Below are 16195 nucleotides of genomic sequence, written 5' to 3' on the forward strand. Positions count from 1 at the left end.
TAACTGATTAACTCTTGCAGCTTAAGCGTTGCCTGCTGCCGTCTCAGTGGGGTCGCATTATAGGGCGCGGCGAATTTTACGCAAGCGTTTTTTAAAGAAAACTTGAAATAAAGTGCTGTTCGTTCGAAATTTAAGCCAAACCCTACAAAAGAGATACTTTTTTAACTTCAAAATAACTTTATACGGTTATAAAACGCAAAAGCCCGATGAAAATCATCGGGCTTTTGTTGAATAGCTTTAAGTATACTTAGGTTAAGCAATACCGTATTGCTCTCGGTAGGCTTTTACAGATGCTAGGTGCTCATTCATAGTACCTTTGCTTTCAAGATAACTAATAAGATCGGCCAGTTTTACTATCGAAACAACTTTAGTAGCAAAGTCACGTTCTACTTCTTGAATTGCAGAAAGCTCAGCTTTACCTTTTTCTTGACGATCAAGAGCTATTAGTACACCACTTAGATCCGCACCATTTTCTGCAATGATTTCCATAGACTCACGAATAGCTGTGCCAGCAGTGATCACGTCATCTACTAACATGATTTTGCCTTTTAGCTCAGAGCCTACTAATGTGCCGCCTTCACCGTGTGCTTTCTTCTCTTTACGGTTAAAGCAATAAGGCACATCTTTATTGTGATGATCTGCAAGTGCTACTGCGGTAGTTGTTGCAATTGGAATACCTTTATAAGCAGGACCGAATAAAACATCATATTCAATGCCTGCATCTTCAAGGGCGGCAGCATAAAAACGACCAAGACGTGCAAGGTCACGACCTGTATTAAACAAACCCGCATTAAAAAAGTAAGGGCTAGTACGGCCAGACTTTAAAGTAAACTCACCAAACTTTAACACCTGTTTTTCTAAGGCGAATTCAATAAACTCTATTTGATAATCTTTCATTACTATAAACCTATTACTTATTAAGCTAATGCTTGCTTCTGAACGTCAATGATTTCGCGGATTGAATGCTTCGCAAGAGTGAGTAATTCATCAAGCTCATCAAACGAGAAAGGTTCGCCCTCGGCTGTACCCTGCACTTCAATAATTTTACCTGTTTCGGTCAAAATTACGTTCATATCTGTTTCAGCGTCAGAATCTTCTAAATATTCTAAATCGCTAATAGCTTGGCCTTTATAAATACCTACCGAAATAGCTGCAATCATAAATTTAAGAGGATTTGAATTGATCATACCCTTGCTACGCATATGTGTTAACGCATCGACTAGAGCAACACAAGCACCACTGATTGATGCAGTACGAGTTCCGCCATCAGCTTGAATAACATCACAATCAATAGTAATGGTATTTTCGCCTAACGCTTTTAAATCAACTGCGGCACGAAGTGCGCGTGCAATTAAACGTTGAATTTCCATAGTACGACCGCTTTGCTTGCCACGCGCCGCTTCACGGCCATTTCGGGTATGGGTAGAGCGCGGTAACATACCGTACTCAGCTGTGATCCAGCCTTTACCTTGGCCTTTCATAAAACGCGGTACACCTGATTCAACAGTGGCTGTACAAAGTACTTTTGTGTTACCAAACTCAACCAACACAGAGCCTTCAGCATGCAAAGTGTAATTACGTGTAAATGTAACCGGTCTAATTTGGTTAGGTGTTCTTTCGCTTGGACGCATTCACGATCCCCTTAATTCAGAATTTCCCACATTATATGTATATATAGCTGTAGATGCCATGCTGATTTAAACAAAAGCAAATTGTAAAATTCGCAGCAACAAAAATTTCCGCTAGAGCTTAACCAGTGTTACGGTATAATCACTTTTAATATTGTTTAATAAAACTAGGAAACCATCCATGATCCACAGTATGACTGCTTACGCGCGTCGCGAAATAAAAGGCGATTGGGGCACTGGCACGTGGGAAGTTCGTTCAGTTAACCAACGCTACCTTGAAACCTTTATTCGCGCACCTGAGCAATTTCGTGGCATGGAGCCGGTGATCCGTGAGCGCCTACGTAAACATTTACAACGCGGCAAGGTTGAAGTGTTCTTAAAGTTTGTGGCAAACCCAGCCCATGTTGGTGAGCTTTCAATTAATGAGGCGTTGGCTGCACAACTGATCAATAGCGCCAAATGGGTGCAACAACAAAGTAATGGCGATATTAATCCTGTCGACATCTTACGTTGGCCTGGTGTTATGGAAGCTGAAGAACTAGATATGGATAGCGTTAACACCGCACTCATTGCTGGTTTTGATCAAGTGATTGAAGATTTTAAATCTGCACGTGGTGATGAAGGCGCTAATCTTGAAGAGATGATAGCCACTCGCCTTGATGCTATTTTAGAGCAAGTAGCGATAGTTGAAACTCACATGCCAGAAATTGCCAAATGGCAGCGTGAAAAATTAGCACAAAAATTAGAAGATTTAACTGCAAATATTGACGAAGCTCGCCTTGAGCAAGAGCTCATCTACCTTGCACAGAAACAAGACGTAGCTGAAGAACTAGACCGTTTAAAATCTCATGTCAAAGAAACTAAAAAAATCCTTAAAAAAGGTGGCGCTTGTGGTCGTCGTTTAGATTTTATGATGCAAGAGTTTAACCGCGAAGCCAACACCCTCGCCTCTAAATCAATCAATAGCGACATCACCAATGCTGCGGTTGAGCTTAAAGTATTGATAGAGCAAATGCGTGAGCAGATCCAGAATATTGAATAATGTTCACTAGCACTCAAAAATATTCACAACTCATTGAAAAACCTCGCCTTATAGCGGGGTTTTGTTTTTTATGGTTCCGTACTTTTTCATTCTGTTTCATCCAATTGGTGAGTATTGTGGTGAGTATTTTTCACTGCTAGTCTCAAGCTACTGGTGAGTACATGAGGTGAAAAAATGCCAAATTTAACAGTAAAACAAGTCAACACACTTGCTAAAGGTCAGCATAGTAAAACATCGGATGGCAATGGATTGTCCTTCGTGGTTCCGAAACGTGGCGAACCATATTGGTCCCTAAGATATACCTTTAACGAAAAGAGGAGGGAAAAGTCTCTGGGTAAATTCGGACAACTGACACTGGCTGAAGCTCGTGGTGAGGCTGAAACGATCAGAGCCATGCTCAGAGAAGGCATTGATCCACTATCATTGAGCTCTCTGTCAAAACATAGCGGGATGACTTTTAACGAGCTATTTCAAGATATGTATGAAAATAAGCTGCTCAAACGATTAAAAAGGCCTGATATTCCGAAAAGTAAATATGACAACAATGTAGCCAAATTCATTGGTCACCTTAAAGTTGAGCAGGTTAATGCGTTTCACATTAGAGATATCCTAAATATCATTGCCGACAGTGGGCGAACTACAGTGGCGAATGATGTACTCGATCTACTTAAAAACCTTTTTAAGCATGCTATCCAATTGAATATTACACTCAACAATCCCGCATCTGCATTCAGTTATAAAGATGCAGGAGGGCATGAATCCTCTCGGGAAAGAGTATTAACTATTGATGAAGTGGAACAAGCATTCAGCGTATTCAGAAAATATCCCGAGTCTTTTACTCGCGACAACTACCTGGCTTGCTGCTTGTTGGTGGTTTTAGGAGTACGTAAATCTGAATTAATTCAGGCTCCATGGCATGAGTTCGATTTAGATAACGCTGTTTGGCATTTACCCAAAGAACGTACCAAGAAAAACTTTAGAGCGATCAAGATTCCTTTACCACCACTCGCTGTAGGATGGCTTAGAGAACTAAAAGTTCGATCACATGGGTCAAATTATGTATTTCCAGCTAGGCGCAAGAGCACTAGACCATACATGGGCCCAGATACTATCAACAGCGCAATAAATTCACTGTTCGGAATAGATAAAAGTAAAAAAGTTCAACCGCCAAACCGTATGGGTGACTTGGAACATTTTAGAGTTCACGATCTTCGGCGCACTTTCAGATCTACCGCGGCCGGGATGAAGTTTCAAGATGATCATTTAGAACGTTGCTTAAATCATCAAATCAGTAAATTAGATGAAATTTACAACAAACATGACTTCTTTGAAGAGAGAAAGATAATTCACATGAAAGTATCAGAAAAATTGAGCTATTTTTTGTAAAAATATTACAAAAAGGAAAGCCCCCGATAGCAATGCTATCAGGGGCTAATATCTTACGCTTTATGTCGATGAACTAGCACCATTACTAAGATGGGAGAAGAACTATTCGACTAGCTAAATACAATAGTAAATTATCTTGACGCATGTGTCAAAATAATTTCGTACTACAAGTCTTTTTCGTAAAAACTTGATAGTATGCCCAAAAATATAAAAATAGATAAGAATCCTCAATATGCCACATGATTATGATTATACTGAGCCCAAAAAGTTAATTAGCTCAGCAAGGCTTTCAAGTTATAAAAATTCTTTAGGGTTAACTAGTGATGCGGAGCTTCTTGGTGCTTACAGTTGGAATTTAACTTTAGTGGGTTCTTTCTATCCACTTATTCAACTAATCGAAGTTGCACTACGGAATGCAATCAACGAAGTAGCGAAAAACAATATAACAACTGACGGGCAGTTCTGGTTTGAAGCAATTCCTTTTACTCAAGAAAAAAATGATCATGGAGACTTGTGCAACCCTGAACAAGTTAAAAAGTTTAAAGAAAAGCTCAAAAATGCAAAAAAAGAAGCCAAAAGAGCCTTAGAAGATAAAGGTAGAAACCCCGAAACTGTTACCTTAGATCAAATCATTTCCAAGACCGACTTTTCAGCATGGGAATATATTTTAGACAAAAGCTTTTACGATGGTGGGAATAACAGCTACCTATGGCCATCAAAATTGACTAAAGCTTTTAGAAAGCTACCTAGAGTGACGGTGAAAAGCAATCCTATGTTTCATCAAAGAGATGCGTTACGGAGGCGAATTGAGGAAGTAAGAGGTTTTAGGAACCGTATCTCCCATAACGAACCAGCTTGGCGCATTAGTGATGTGAACTCCCCGGAGGATGCAATAGCAACCCTTACTGAAAAATTAGATAATATGTTAGAGCTCTTATATTGGATATCGCCAAAGTTTCAAAAATATGTTCGCGATGTTGGTTTGGAGTCGAGAGTTAGACAAGTACTAAACTTACAAGAGTTTAATCGATATATTCATGTGTTTGAAACATATGATATAGAAGACTTGGAAGGCCTTATTGAACTAGTTCAAAAGGCCAATCAAGACAATAGCCGCTTTTATGTCAAATTCGGAGCTATTCCGTCAATCATTGCTCCTTATAACACTCCATTATTACAATGATGAAAATCTATTCCCATTAATCCAAAGCAAAATATCAGACAATAGCCAGCGGGCTTTCCCCTTTCCAACGCTGGAGGCTGGCGGGGTTTCTCCCGCCTTTTGCATACGCCACCAAGTAGTGCGGCTTATGCCGGTTCTGCGGCAGCGCTCAGTCTCGCTTATCAGCCGCTCTTCTTCGCCATAAAGCTTTAAAATGCCCGCTCGTTTTTCAAATAACTCGTTATTCATGTTCATCCCCCAATTCCACGCGATTCTTTAGTATCCAAGTATCAACTTCTGTTCTCTTGAAAAAGGTTCGCCGGCCTCCAAGCTTGTAGTAGGGCAACCCTTCTCTAACTTGTTGACGCAAGAAATTAGGGCTCAGTGCGGTGTACTGGACGCACTCGTCAAATGTAAGAAACTCTTTGCTGTTGAGCGCTACTTTACATAGCTGGTTTTCAATAACGCATTTTATTTCGTCAAATAGTTGGTCAGTAAGCATTAGTAATTCTCGCTATGGGAAACTGGGAAAGTGGGATTAACATTACTATTCAATCAGTTATCATTTGGATAAAAATGGGATAGCTCCACACTTTCACCGCATTCGCGACAGATTTTCTCAGGAAAAAGCTTAATAAATCGCTCTCCTCCTATTTTAAATGTGCGTCGCGTGCCCTCATTGGAAATGGCCCAACCTTTTTGAAGCATGTAATGGACTGTTTGACTGTATTCATGAGCAACAGACTCAATTACTTCCGATTTGAATAACTGCTGAGGGATGTACCAAGCCAGTTCCGGCTCTGATTCGAAGAATCCAATGCTCCCGTTATGTGATTCCCCCCGAGGACTCAGGCTATGCCGCCACTTATTGATTAGCTTGATTAGCTTCTTAATAATTTTCTTACTTTCTGAATTTTCAGTGCTATTTCGGTCATCTAGCCAAATTGTTGCTACTTGTTCTAATGCATCTTTAGCTTCACCCAAGTGCCACGGCAACAACCCTAAATTAATAGCAATTTCCCCCGCGGCAGCTAGCAGCGCAAATTTATCTAAAACGTTATTAGCTTGACTCTCAATGTTTTTTGCCCAAGGCCACTGCTCCCGAATATCTTTGTACTCTTTAATAACCTCATTGTTTGGGCAATCAAAATTTGAGAGAGCTTCCACCCACGATTTAATGAAAGTACCATGGTATTTACCTATGCTAGCTGATAAGTACTCTGCAAACTCTTTAGCCGAAGTAAATTCATGAGTATTTTCAAAAGCATCGTATTTGCTAAATACTGGAACCTCTATTAACCGGACTGATTGCCCTGCACTAACACTTTGATTAATGCCTAACAAAAGCTCTTCAAGGGTAAGCTCCCCGGTACTAAGAAAGATTGTGCGCCAACGATAACGCTTATCTAGGGCGCCATCTTGCTGGCTTCTTAGTTTTGATACGCCATTACACAAGTGGTAAATTAACTGACCTATCTCTTGTGCGGGGCACTGCTTAAATTCATCGAGACAAAGTAGCATGTTATTACGTGCACGAGCGATAGACTCAATACCGTTAGAAGTAGAGCTCCAGGTCTCCCAATAGGTTTGATCTGAATAGATACTGGCAGCCACTTTCATCACCGTAGACTTGCCTGATTTTGAACTTCCGACGATTTGTATTCCAAAGCTCTCTAAATCAGTCCACCCAATAATAGGAGCCGCAAGTGCAGTACATACAGCAAGAATCATGATTGGATTACCTCGGCAATACTTTCCAATATTTTGCTGCCAATCCAACAATGAGCCGGATTCAACTAAGCTATCACCTGCAAAATCACCAACATAAACTGCTGGTGTATCGTACTGGCCAATACTCCAATCCGGCGTCACAAATTGCCTATCAACCCAACCACTTTGCCTTGAGCTGTAAGCATGCAGATTACATGGAGTTTCGATTAGGTAGGCTAAAAGAGATTCCCACGAGTATTTTCCTGGCGTGATGTGAAAACCAGACCGAAGCAGCCTCTTTTTAAATTTTTTTGCAAAATTGTCATCAACTTCTCCCATTGGCAGTACTTCTCGAATTGGTAAACCAAAGTAGTTTTTCCACTCTAATAACCGTCCGAAGTCATCTCTCTTATCATGGGAAGAGACAATCGCTTTAACCTCTATTGGCCCAGATATTTTTCTTTCTTCACCATCTTTGTTAAGGGAGTAGATACCATCGGGTTTTGCCTTTAGCATAAGTTTTACCTCTCAAAATCAACGCATTTTTATTACTTGAATCATTGAGAGTTAGGTTGACACGGTTTGAGACAGGTTGGATCGGAAAAACCCCCCTTACTTTCGAGGGGTTTTTCTAAGCGTTAAAAAAACGCCAATATTTACCCATTTCAGGGATTTAATTTTAACGTAAAGTAGGAGAAAACAGATGTTTTTGGGTGCCAAGAATTAGCATGCCTAATTTTTTCGCTAGAGATATTGGATATCAGTCGAATTTATTGAGATTGTCGCGATTTAAATGGAATAGAACAGCAAAAAATATCACCAACGCCAGAACCATGGCGCATCCTGTAAGCAACGGAGCCATAACTATATTCTCCCCTCTTTAATTGCTTCAAATAGATCATGTTTCAGTTTGTCGTAGTGCCGAGTAGCGCGAATAGCCAGCACCATTAACACCCACATTTGAAACCATTCATAATCAGTCATAAGTACACCTTAATGTCTTGTATTACCTAAATAGATATTACCTTCCCAATTGCAAAGCTCTAAAATCCAGTTACTAATTTTCAACCGTTTAGTTGGGTTAAGACCTGTGAAAGGGAAGAAAACTTGAGCGCTACGCCTTTTAAAGTTTGAAAAGGGTTCTAGTCGAATATCCCAAATATCGCCATGTTCATTCATAACATCAAATGCAAATGCTTTTTGTGTGGTTAAATCAATGAACATCTCTTCTTCCGTTTCATTGCGAAGATTAATCTCTAAACCTAATGGTTCACAATCGGCCTCGATACCAGCTAAGCGAATCTTGAGCTCATCGTATACAGGCTTAAAAGGCGATAGCTCTTTACTCGTCATCATTTCTTCCTTCAAAATTAGGCATGCCTAATTTATAGATAAGTATCGTAGAGCTCGCCACGAGCTTTAACGTCTTCAGCTTCTGCGCGAGTCATCTCTTCACCATCAGCGATAATATTACCCATACCATCATCCAATTCATCTAACTGGTCATTTTCTTCAGAAACTGATAGCAAAACATCAACAACACCTAGTGCTACCAAACCTGTTACTTTTAATGCTTTTTTCCACATACGATACTCCTAAAATTAGGCATGCCTAATTCGAACGATAATTGAGCTTGCTTTTAGTTAAGCCAATAAATCCTTTTAAATCAATATAGAAGATGTCTCACACGTTAAAATTTGAAACACTAAAAACAATAACTTTCATGTGGTTATAGTAAATTATTCAAAATATATACTTTTATTATTCTCAAAAAATAAGAATAAATAACTAGCTTTTCACTCGATTATTGCCATCCTATTAATGCTTAACTTATAAGCGTTAATTTTTAAATCAATCTGATGGAGTAGAATTATGGCTGTTAAACATGTGCCAACTGGAATTGTTCATAAAGGAAGTAAAGGTGGAACAACAGGATGTGGTTTTGATACTAAAAAGGAAGCTACCCACTGGGTAGACTCCCACTCTAAAATCAACTGCGATAAAAACGGATGTAAAAACTGAGGGTTAGTAGATCAATAAACTAGGGCGATGTTAGTGTATTCGCCCATTCAAAATTAGGCATGCCTAATTTTAACTGCCCAAGTAAGCATAGGTTATCTTCAAACGTTCATGACCTAACTCTTGGCTAATTTGCTCACGGACTTTGGTATCATGCTCATAATCAGTGGGAGATAGCTCTTTTCTATGCGGGCCACCGTCGGCAGGGCATTTCCAACCTGTAAGCTCTAAATAACGTTCCCTTGCGTAATGGTGACGTAATCCGTGATTTTTATTTAATCCAACTCGAATTGTTTCGCGGTCGTACTGTTCCATTTGTGACTTATAGTTTTTGTCAGGTTCGATAAGTGCGCCTTTAGTAACGGCACCAATATCACGTATGAGCTGTCGTTGAGATTCTTTTAAGATCGGAATTTTGCGGTATTTGCCACCCTTAGCCCATGAGCCTTTTATTTGCAGAGTGTTAGCATCTATCAAAGCATAGGATAAGCTGAATTTCATACACTCCTCTTTTCTAAGCCCAAACTCTTGCTGCAAACGCAGGGAAAGCTTGATTAGGTCACTTTTGATCTTGGCATGCTTATCCATGTCTAACGTTTTTGACTTGCCAATGGGATTGTTGCGAACTCTTGGAATGCCGTAATCATCATTACTACGTGAACAGATATTAGGTTTACCTATTTTTTCGGCAATCCAACGCAAGGCGGCCATTCTGTTTTTAATCGTTTTTGGTGCTAAACCTTCATCTTGCCAACGCGTTACAAGGTGATTGATATGTTTGGTTTTTAGACCTGATGGATCTCTTAATCTATAACCATGGCTAAGTAGCTGTGCTGCTGCAAGGTTTAAAACTTTGCTTCTTGTAGCTCTAGTGCTAAAGCTACTTTCTCGGTGTGTGACGTTCACCATTTGATGAAGTCGATATCCTAATTGGCTCATTTCATGTTCCTCATTAATTTAAAAAGTAATTTTGAAAGTATTGAGAAAAACACCAAACCGAAGACCAGGGGGCGAAATGCCAAAATAGGTAAGTTTTAAAGCCATATGAACGGTGCGTAACCGAGCATATTGTCATAAGGCATAAAGGCTAACTGGTCTAAAGCAACAAAGCTGAGCCGTGTGATTTCTGCTGAAATACAGCGCGAACTACTGTGGTTTATATTTGTGTTGTTTATAGTGGGGTGGTCGTGTGACCCATAATGCTGCGAATGCAGCTCCTCAGGAACGTGTTGCGGGCAGTGAATACGCCCTTTTTCTTTGTGCTCATTTCGAGCTAGTTCATAATTAAAATTATCACAGTGATCAGAGATTGCAACATTTTTTTGAAGCGCTCAAATCTCCATCCCTCTTCTGGCCCTGCAATTTTTCAAGGCGGATTGGGTATCGAGGCATCATGAGCAGTGGCCTCGATGGGCGACTCTGCGAGTCGTCCCTACCTCTTTCGAGTAGGGACGACTCGTTGCCAATCCGCCTTAAAAAAACCGGGGAAAACTTAGGGGTGTTTTTCTGACGCACAATGTAGGAAGGTCAGTTATAGTTCAAATTAGTGGCTGCACACCAGCCCCGTCTACTTTACAGACGACCTCTACCTAGGTGGCCGTATGGCTATTGGTACAACCGGGCGTTGCCCAAGAGGTGAACAATCCTAGTAGATGCTTTTAGGGTTTTTAGCATCTACCGTCTCAAAGGATAGTCGTATCTAGATAGGTACGCGGCCTTAGATACTGTCAAGGCGACAAAGGTGTGCAGCTGCTTTTTAAAACCTGTAATCTATTAACCATATACAGCATCATGAAACACCGATGGGTAGTGATTTAACCTTTCAGAAATCCTATCTCTAAATTTTTCGAACACTGATGTATCAAAAGATTCAATTGATTGCTCAGTATTGCGAATTATATTACCAATATCTCTGGCAATGATACGATCAGCTAATCCCTTTGAATAAAGCCATTTCTCTAACTCATCATCTAAGCCAACTCTTAATGAAGCTTGCAACCTCCTAAATGAATCTGAAGTATCAGGAATTGCATAAATGCTTTCTAGCAAATCCGCGCAAGCACCAACTAATAACATCGCGTCATATCCTAAACAGCTGTCACATATCTCTATGATATTTTCCATTTTTAGTCTTCGCTGTTGTGTATTCGCTTTAAACTTAAAGCCATTTTGTACTGACTGACGCAGTATTTCTTGGTAAGAGATTCCAGAGCACCATAGACGTGCGATAAAAAGCCCTGCCCCTTCACCTAAAAGCTTGCCTAGATTGTTATCCATCCCTAAATCTTCAATAACCGGCCAAATAATTTCTAATAATTTTTCTAGTGAATGCTCTTCCTCCAGAACCTCAATATTTTCATTTAACCATGTTTCTAGCTTTTCAAGCTCTTTAATACCTAAAAGAGCTTTCCCATAAAAAGCACGTTTCTCTGGGGCTATATCGCGGACTCGCTCTGCAACAATAGTAAATACCGTTTTTAATCTTTTCTTTTCATCATTGTTTGCAAGTGAATAGGCAAAAGTATCAGTCGAAAGCTCGGCCAGCGCTTCTTCAGTAAGAGTGTCATCACTGCTATTTGCCAACAGGAAACTCTCTAAACTCTTGATGAAACCAAGCCGATACTCCATTTGCTTTATTAAGGAAGATATATCTAAATTTTGCTGGGTTGCGCCCTTTAAGCAAAGCTGTTTGTACTTTTCAGGTGACTCCAAAAATTTAATTGGATCAACATTATAAGGGTCATCGTGAAATGGCTGTACTAAGGTCAAAAGGCTACTAGTACAGTGCTCTGATTTTGTAGGGTCCAGCAACGCACCAACCTGGTCCCACTGCCGTCTTTTTCTAGTTCGCCTTTGATCAAATAGTTCCGTATCCGCAAAAATAATACTTCCCTCTGTATGTTTCCCGGCTCTTCCAGCTCTACCTAAAAGATTGTGAAAATCGCGCGTTGAAATGAGCTTTTCCCCTTGAAAAACCCCCGACACTACCAAGTATTTAATTGGCAGGTTTACACCTTGAGCTAAGGTTGACGTACAAATAACACATTGACCAAATCCTTTATCCATGGCGGACTCAACTGAAATACGCAAACCGTTTGGGATATTGGAACTGTGAGGAAGTATGCCTTGCTGAATCGCTTTGGTTATTACAGACGAGGCGCCCAGATGCAGCTTTGCCAAGTGTCCTATTTTTTCAATTTCTTTCCGATTGCTATTAACTATTGGAGCACGAAGCTCCTCAACTCTATCGAGAGGTTTAATTACCTCACGACATATTTTAATAACGGAACTTTTTTGCCCACAAAATACAGCTACTGGTCCATGTTGTGACAGTTTAATTCCAAGGTAAGCTGCAACTAATGATTTATCATCTCTCGGTGGGAAAAATCTCTGAACAGTCTCATTCCCCTGTAAGGGTATGGGTAATGATGCTAATACTCTAGGGACGAAGAACTCTTCTGAATTAGGGTTCAGCGGCTCAACGTAGTGAAATTGGCCAAGCCCAGTTCGCCAGCTACTAAACGCTACACTGCGCTCAGTTGATAAACATTCTGCACCATTAACCACCTCACCTTCGCCAGCATATAACCAGTCACCTATTGACGCTGCATTAGATAGTACTGCTGAAATAAGTAGGTGCTGCGTATCAGACCGCAGTTTTTGCTTCAGGCTCGTCAGAAGAAGTTCATAAGTTACTCCTCGAGAGCCTGTATCAAATTGATGTCCTTCGTCGTAAATAACCAGTGAGATAGCCTCTGCCAATTCAGGCTTATGGCGAAGCAAATAAACTAGCTTTTCCGGGGTAGCAACAACAATAGAAGGTGAAGGAGTTATCGCTTCATTAGTTTCAAATAGTTGAGAAAATAGGGCAATATCAAATTCATCTATCTGCGGAACATCGTTTAGCTGGTTAACTAACACTTCCTCGTCTTTAAACGCTGCGTTCAGCGAGTCAGTAATTTCTCTACACAACGATCTAAAAGGAGCGATAATAATGGCTGTCGATGCTCGTTCTGATAAAAAAGCAGAGCGAATAACCAATTCAGCTGATTTAGTCTTCCCAGCACTTGTTGGTAGTTGCACTACAGCAGATGTTCCTTTGAACACCCCGGCTTCACCTAGTAAGCGTTGCGCAGGCCATAACTCATTTATAAAGGTCTCTTTGGAAAGGGCTGTTAACCATTGTTTTAACGGTAGGTCAGAATAGGCCGGTAGTAAATTAATCGATGAATTATTTAGTTTCCTCATTACTATCGAAGCGATGATATCCGCTATGAGTAACTCTCGATCTGTGCCATTTGAATGGAAAAATGTCCTTATTTCACTCACTAATCGGCGAATGACAACTTGATATTCGTTTAATTTAGGTGCCGATGCCTTACCGCTTATGTACATTGCCATAGCAGTGTAGAAGCTTTGAATGACCTCCTGAATTGGGGCCCCCTCTCCATACAATTGAGGCCCTTTCTGCCCAAGTAACAACCAACTTAAGATGTTTTCTAGTCCCGATTCAGTAAGGAGCTCTCTTTGCCGAGTTTTTTCCGCTAATACTGCTGCACTACCAGGCATATCTGCTAAGTAATAGGATGCAGACCCCAGCAAGCACAGGTAATAATCATAGTTTGATTGCAACTTTGACCCTACAAGCGCATCAAAGTATCTAGCTGCGCTTCTTAGCTCTAGCCGACGTTGCTCAATATATTCAGGATTAACCTCTTCAGACAACTCTTCCCGGCATAAGTCACCAAGTATTGCGATAGTCATAAGAAGCAATTCATTTGGTGACTCTAGTAGATGAATATGATGTTCTTCATCCAAACCAAATTCGTACATTTTGGCTTTCGATTTAGTTATCGATAAAAGCTTGAGGGATTTATTTTCAAACTTCATGGGCAGCCCTCTCATAAAGTGCGTGGGCTAACGACATCAATTCATGACCTTGAATCGCTAGCAATTCAAGATCACCCGAGTGCGGATGTTGTGATGTATCAGCACTCGCAAGTAAAGTGCCATCATATGCACTATCGGAACACACTGCTGCTGCACCAAATCTTAGTCTATACGGTTGGTTAACTGAATCCTGAAATCGATTTATCATCCCTACACCATCAGGCTCATTACGGTCTATCATCCGCTGCTTAATACCATTTAGTGACTCAGCTAAACGCAAATGGTCCTTTGCAGAATGGTCAACCGCTTCTTGAAGCATAGACTTAGCGCCTGAACTTAATTTAGCTTTGACTTCATAAACTAGGAGCTCGTCATCGCTCGGCTTTCCATCAACCTGTTTAAAGGCTAGAACATCAGATCCCTTGGTCGATTCATTTGGTACACCTTTACGGTCATATCGAGTTCTCGGAACTTTATAACCATGTAAAAACGTCAAATAATCTGCGACGAGAATTTCGGCAAAATCCCCCGCTCGAATACTCGGACCAGGTGCTACTGTTTGATTGGGAAACTTCATTTCTAGCAGGTATTCAGTGCGAGACTGTCCGGGAGCTTTTAGCATGTCGATCTGAGCATCACTACAGTAATGGTTTCTATAATGCTTTGCCCAAGCGGCCATTTTCACTTGGTCATTAACATCATGATGAAATCGATAAACTTTTGCTTGTTTGCCACACTGAAGTGTCAGTGTTTGACCAGTGTCTTGGAGCCACTGAATATGCTCATTTGTCCATGGCATTTTTACTTCCTAATAATGCTCTTATATATCCATAAGCCTTTTGAAATAGCTCATTATGTTAACTGTCATTAGAGTAACACCCGATAGTTAAGAAGCAATTTTTTAAGCTGAAATGACATAATTAAATTCAAAGCCCTAAACCACTCCGTTCAAACCCCATCAAGCCATAAATCGGAACCCCACAAGTGGGGCCCCCTTGCTTCGCAACCCTTCGGGCGATTTCTAGCTTGACTGGCTTTTCTCTACGTAGTCCATGTTGGCCATGAGGTATGGCGCGCCTTTAGGCGGCAAGCGCCTAAAACTTACCAACCTCATAGCGAAAGGGGCTTATATGAAATCTATAGACTTTGTAAACAGGGCTAAAAAAGTAGAGTTTGCTGTTCAAAATCGGCAAAACCTATTGAACGTACTACTCTTAAACACATTCGGTCTAGCGATAAATGTTACCTGGTTAAAGCAGACAGTGAGTTACAATTTTGGATCACTCGTGATGGTTGCTTGTTGTCTGTGAATGTCTCTTTGAACTCACTATTTTGTGTTTGTATTGATACAGATAGTTAGCTATGTCTCCCATATCCCAACTTTCCCAGTTAAAAATTGAGCATTTTTTAATTTTTTTCATAAATTTTTTTCGATTTCTTTATGGTGAGTACACTGGTGAGTATAAGGATTTTTAAACGGGTCAAAAACAGCTTGCAGACTCTGATAATCCTGACTCCATTTAAATTTTATCGATAAACAGATCCAGAATATTGAGTAAGTGTTTCTTGGCTCAACTTGAGCAGTGTTTGGTTATTAAAGTATAATGGTGTTATCTAAGGCTTGAGTTACTTGTAACTCAAGCCTATTTATTTTTAGTAGAGAGCAAAGTAATGACGCAAACTCGCGGAAACTTATTTATTTTATCGGCACCATCTGGTGCGGGTAAATCCAGCTTAATCAATGCATTGTTAACTAAGTATAATGATATGAAAGTATCTGTATCGCATACTACTCGCTCGCCTCGTCCGGGCGAAGCAAATGGCGTGCATTACCACTTTGTAAATGTTGATGAATTCAAATCATTAATTGAAAAGAATGATTTTTTTGAATGGGCGCAAGTGTTCGATAATTACTACGGTACATCAAAGCAAGCAATTGAAGAGCAGCTTGCAGCAGGTATTGATGTATTTTTAGATATTGATTGGCAAGGTGCACGTCAAGTTCGTGATCTGGTCGCTGATGTTGAAACCATTTTTATCCTACCACCGTCAAAATTTGAGCTTGAAGCGCGCTTAAATAATCGCGGCCAAGATTCACAAGAAATCATTGCTGGTCGCATGGCAAAAGCACAATCTGAAACGTCTCATTACAATGAATATGACTATGTCGTGGTTAACGATGATTTTGCAACTGCGCTGAAGGAAATTGAGACGATCGTATTGGCAAAACGCTTATCGCTACAAAGCCAAGCTATTCGCCATCAAGATTTACTCGTAGACTTACTGCGTTAAATCCTAATTTGGGTTCAGTAAGTATTTTATTTGTTTAAATTAACCACAAGCTATTGGCGAATCTGA

The 16195-nt window shown here is 40.3% G+C and carries 14 protein-coding genes; 5 read left to right on the forward strand and 9 right to left on the reverse strand.

The features are described from left to right. Positions 1–252: 252 nt before the first annotated feature. Both pyrE and rph read right to left on the reverse strand, forming a co-directional pair. Complete coding sequence (gene pyrE / locus H5187_RS07555; RefSeq protein ID WP_182739715.1) at positions 253–897, reverse strand: orotate phosphoribosyltransferase; 645 nt, start codon at positions 895–897, stop codon at positions 253–255. A 20-nt stretch (positions 898–917) separates the two neighbouring features. After that, positions 918–1631: a ribonuclease PH gene (gene rph, locus H5187_RS07560; protein WP_145237114.1), complete on the reverse strand. Its 714-nt coding sequence runs from the start codon at positions 1629–1631 to the stop codon at positions 918–920. A gap of 178 nt (positions 1632–1809) precedes the next feature. Here rph and H5187_RS07565 point away from each other — a divergent pair, with 178 nt between their 5' ends. The 3 genes from H5187_RS07565 to H5187_RS07575 all read left to right on the forward strand — a co-directional run bounded on the left by H5187_RS07565 (position 1810) and on the right by H5187_RS07575 (position 5239). Next, the gene (locus tag H5187_RS07565; protein WP_145237110.1) at positions 1810–2670 is read left to right on the forward strand and encodes a YicC/YloC family endoribonuclease; all 861 of its coding nucleotides are present in this window, start codon (positions 1810–1812) and stop codon (positions 2668–2670) included. Between the two features lie 174 nt (positions 2671–2844). Then, positions 2845–4056, forward strand: a complete 1212-nt coding sequence (locus H5187_RS07570) for a site-specific integrase (RefSeq protein WP_182797692.1) — start codon at positions 2845–2847, stop codon at positions 4054–4056. 232 nt (positions 4057–4288) lie between these two features. Continuing rightward, positions 4289–5239: an Abi family protein gene (locus tag H5187_RS07575; protein ID WP_182797693.1), complete on the forward strand. Its 951-nt coding sequence runs from the start codon at positions 4289–4291 to the stop codon at positions 5237–5239. Here the strand turns inward: H5187_RS07575 and H5187_RS07580 are convergent. From H5187_RS07580 to H5187_RS07595, 4 genes are all read right to left on the reverse strand, one after another. Continuing rightward, positions 5231–5467 (reverse strand): AlpA family transcriptional regulator, encoded by a 237-nt coding sequence (locus H5187_RS07580; RefSeq protein ID WP_182797694.1) that lies wholly within the window; start codon positions 5465–5467, stop codon positions 5231–5233. The genes H5187_RS07575 and H5187_RS07580 overlap by 9 nt on opposite strands. A 306-nt stretch (positions 5468–5773) precedes the next feature. Next, the gene (locus H5187_RS07585; RefSeq protein WP_182797695.1) at positions 5774–7444 is read right to left on the reverse strand and encodes a DUF927 domain-containing protein; all 1671 of its coding nucleotides are present in this window, start codon (positions 7442–7444) and stop codon (positions 5774–5776) included. 477 nt (positions 7445–7921) lie between these two features. Next, positions 7922–8284 (reverse strand): hypothetical protein, encoded by a 363-nt coding sequence (locus tag H5187_RS07590; RefSeq protein WP_259401718.1) that lies wholly within the window; start codon positions 8282–8284, stop codon positions 7922–7924. A gap of 29 nt (positions 8285–8313) precedes the next feature. After that, positions 8314–8514, reverse strand: a complete 201-nt coding sequence (locus H5187_RS07595) for a hypothetical protein (RefSeq protein ID WP_006793966.1) — start codon at positions 8512–8514, stop codon at positions 8314–8316. Between the two features lie 286 nt (positions 8515–8800). Here H5187_RS07595 and H5187_RS07600 point away from each other — a divergent pair, with 286 nt between their 5' ends. Continuing rightward, the gene (locus H5187_RS07600; RefSeq protein ID WP_006793968.1) at positions 8801–8950 is read left to right on the forward strand and encodes a hypothetical protein; all 150 of its coding nucleotides are present in this window, start codon (positions 8801–8803) and stop codon (positions 8948–8950) included. Positions 8951–9019: 69 nt separating this feature from the next. On the opposite strand, the gene H5187_RS07605 is transcribed toward H5187_RS07600, so the two are convergent. The 3 genes from H5187_RS07605 to H5187_RS07615 form a co-directional block, all read right to left on the reverse strand. After that, positions 9020–9886 (reverse strand): phage integrase N-terminal domain-containing protein, encoded by an 867-nt coding sequence (locus H5187_RS07605; protein WP_182797696.1) that lies wholly within the window; start codon positions 9884–9886, stop codon positions 9020–9022. Positions 9887–10720: 834 nt separating this feature from the next. Further along, complete coding sequence (locus tag H5187_RS07610) at positions 10721–13837, reverse strand: DEAD/DEAH box helicase (protein ID WP_182797697.1); 3117 nt, start codon at positions 13835–13837, stop codon at positions 10721–10723. Next, on the reverse strand, positions 13827–14636 hold the full coding sequence (locus tag H5187_RS07615; protein ID WP_182797698.1) for a Hachiman antiphage defense system protein HamA: 810 nt from the start codon (positions 14634–14636) through the stop codon (positions 13827–13829). Before H5187_RS07615 ends, H5187_RS07610 begins: the two co-directional genes overlap by 11 nt. Before the next feature lie 872 nt (positions 14637–15508). Here H5187_RS07615 and gmk point away from each other — a divergent pair. Further along, on the forward strand, positions 15509–16129 hold the full coding sequence (gene gmk / locus H5187_RS07620) for a guanylate kinase (protein WP_182797699.1): 621 nt from the start codon (positions 15509–15511) through the stop codon (positions 16127–16129). Positions 16130–16195: the final 66 nt, after the last annotated feature.

It is taken from the genome of Pseudoalteromonas sp. SG44-1, from assembly GCF_014164315.1.
GTDB lineage: Bacteria > Pseudomonadota > Gammaproteobacteria > Enterobacterales > Alteromonadaceae > Pseudoalteromonas > Pseudoalteromonas rhizosphaerae.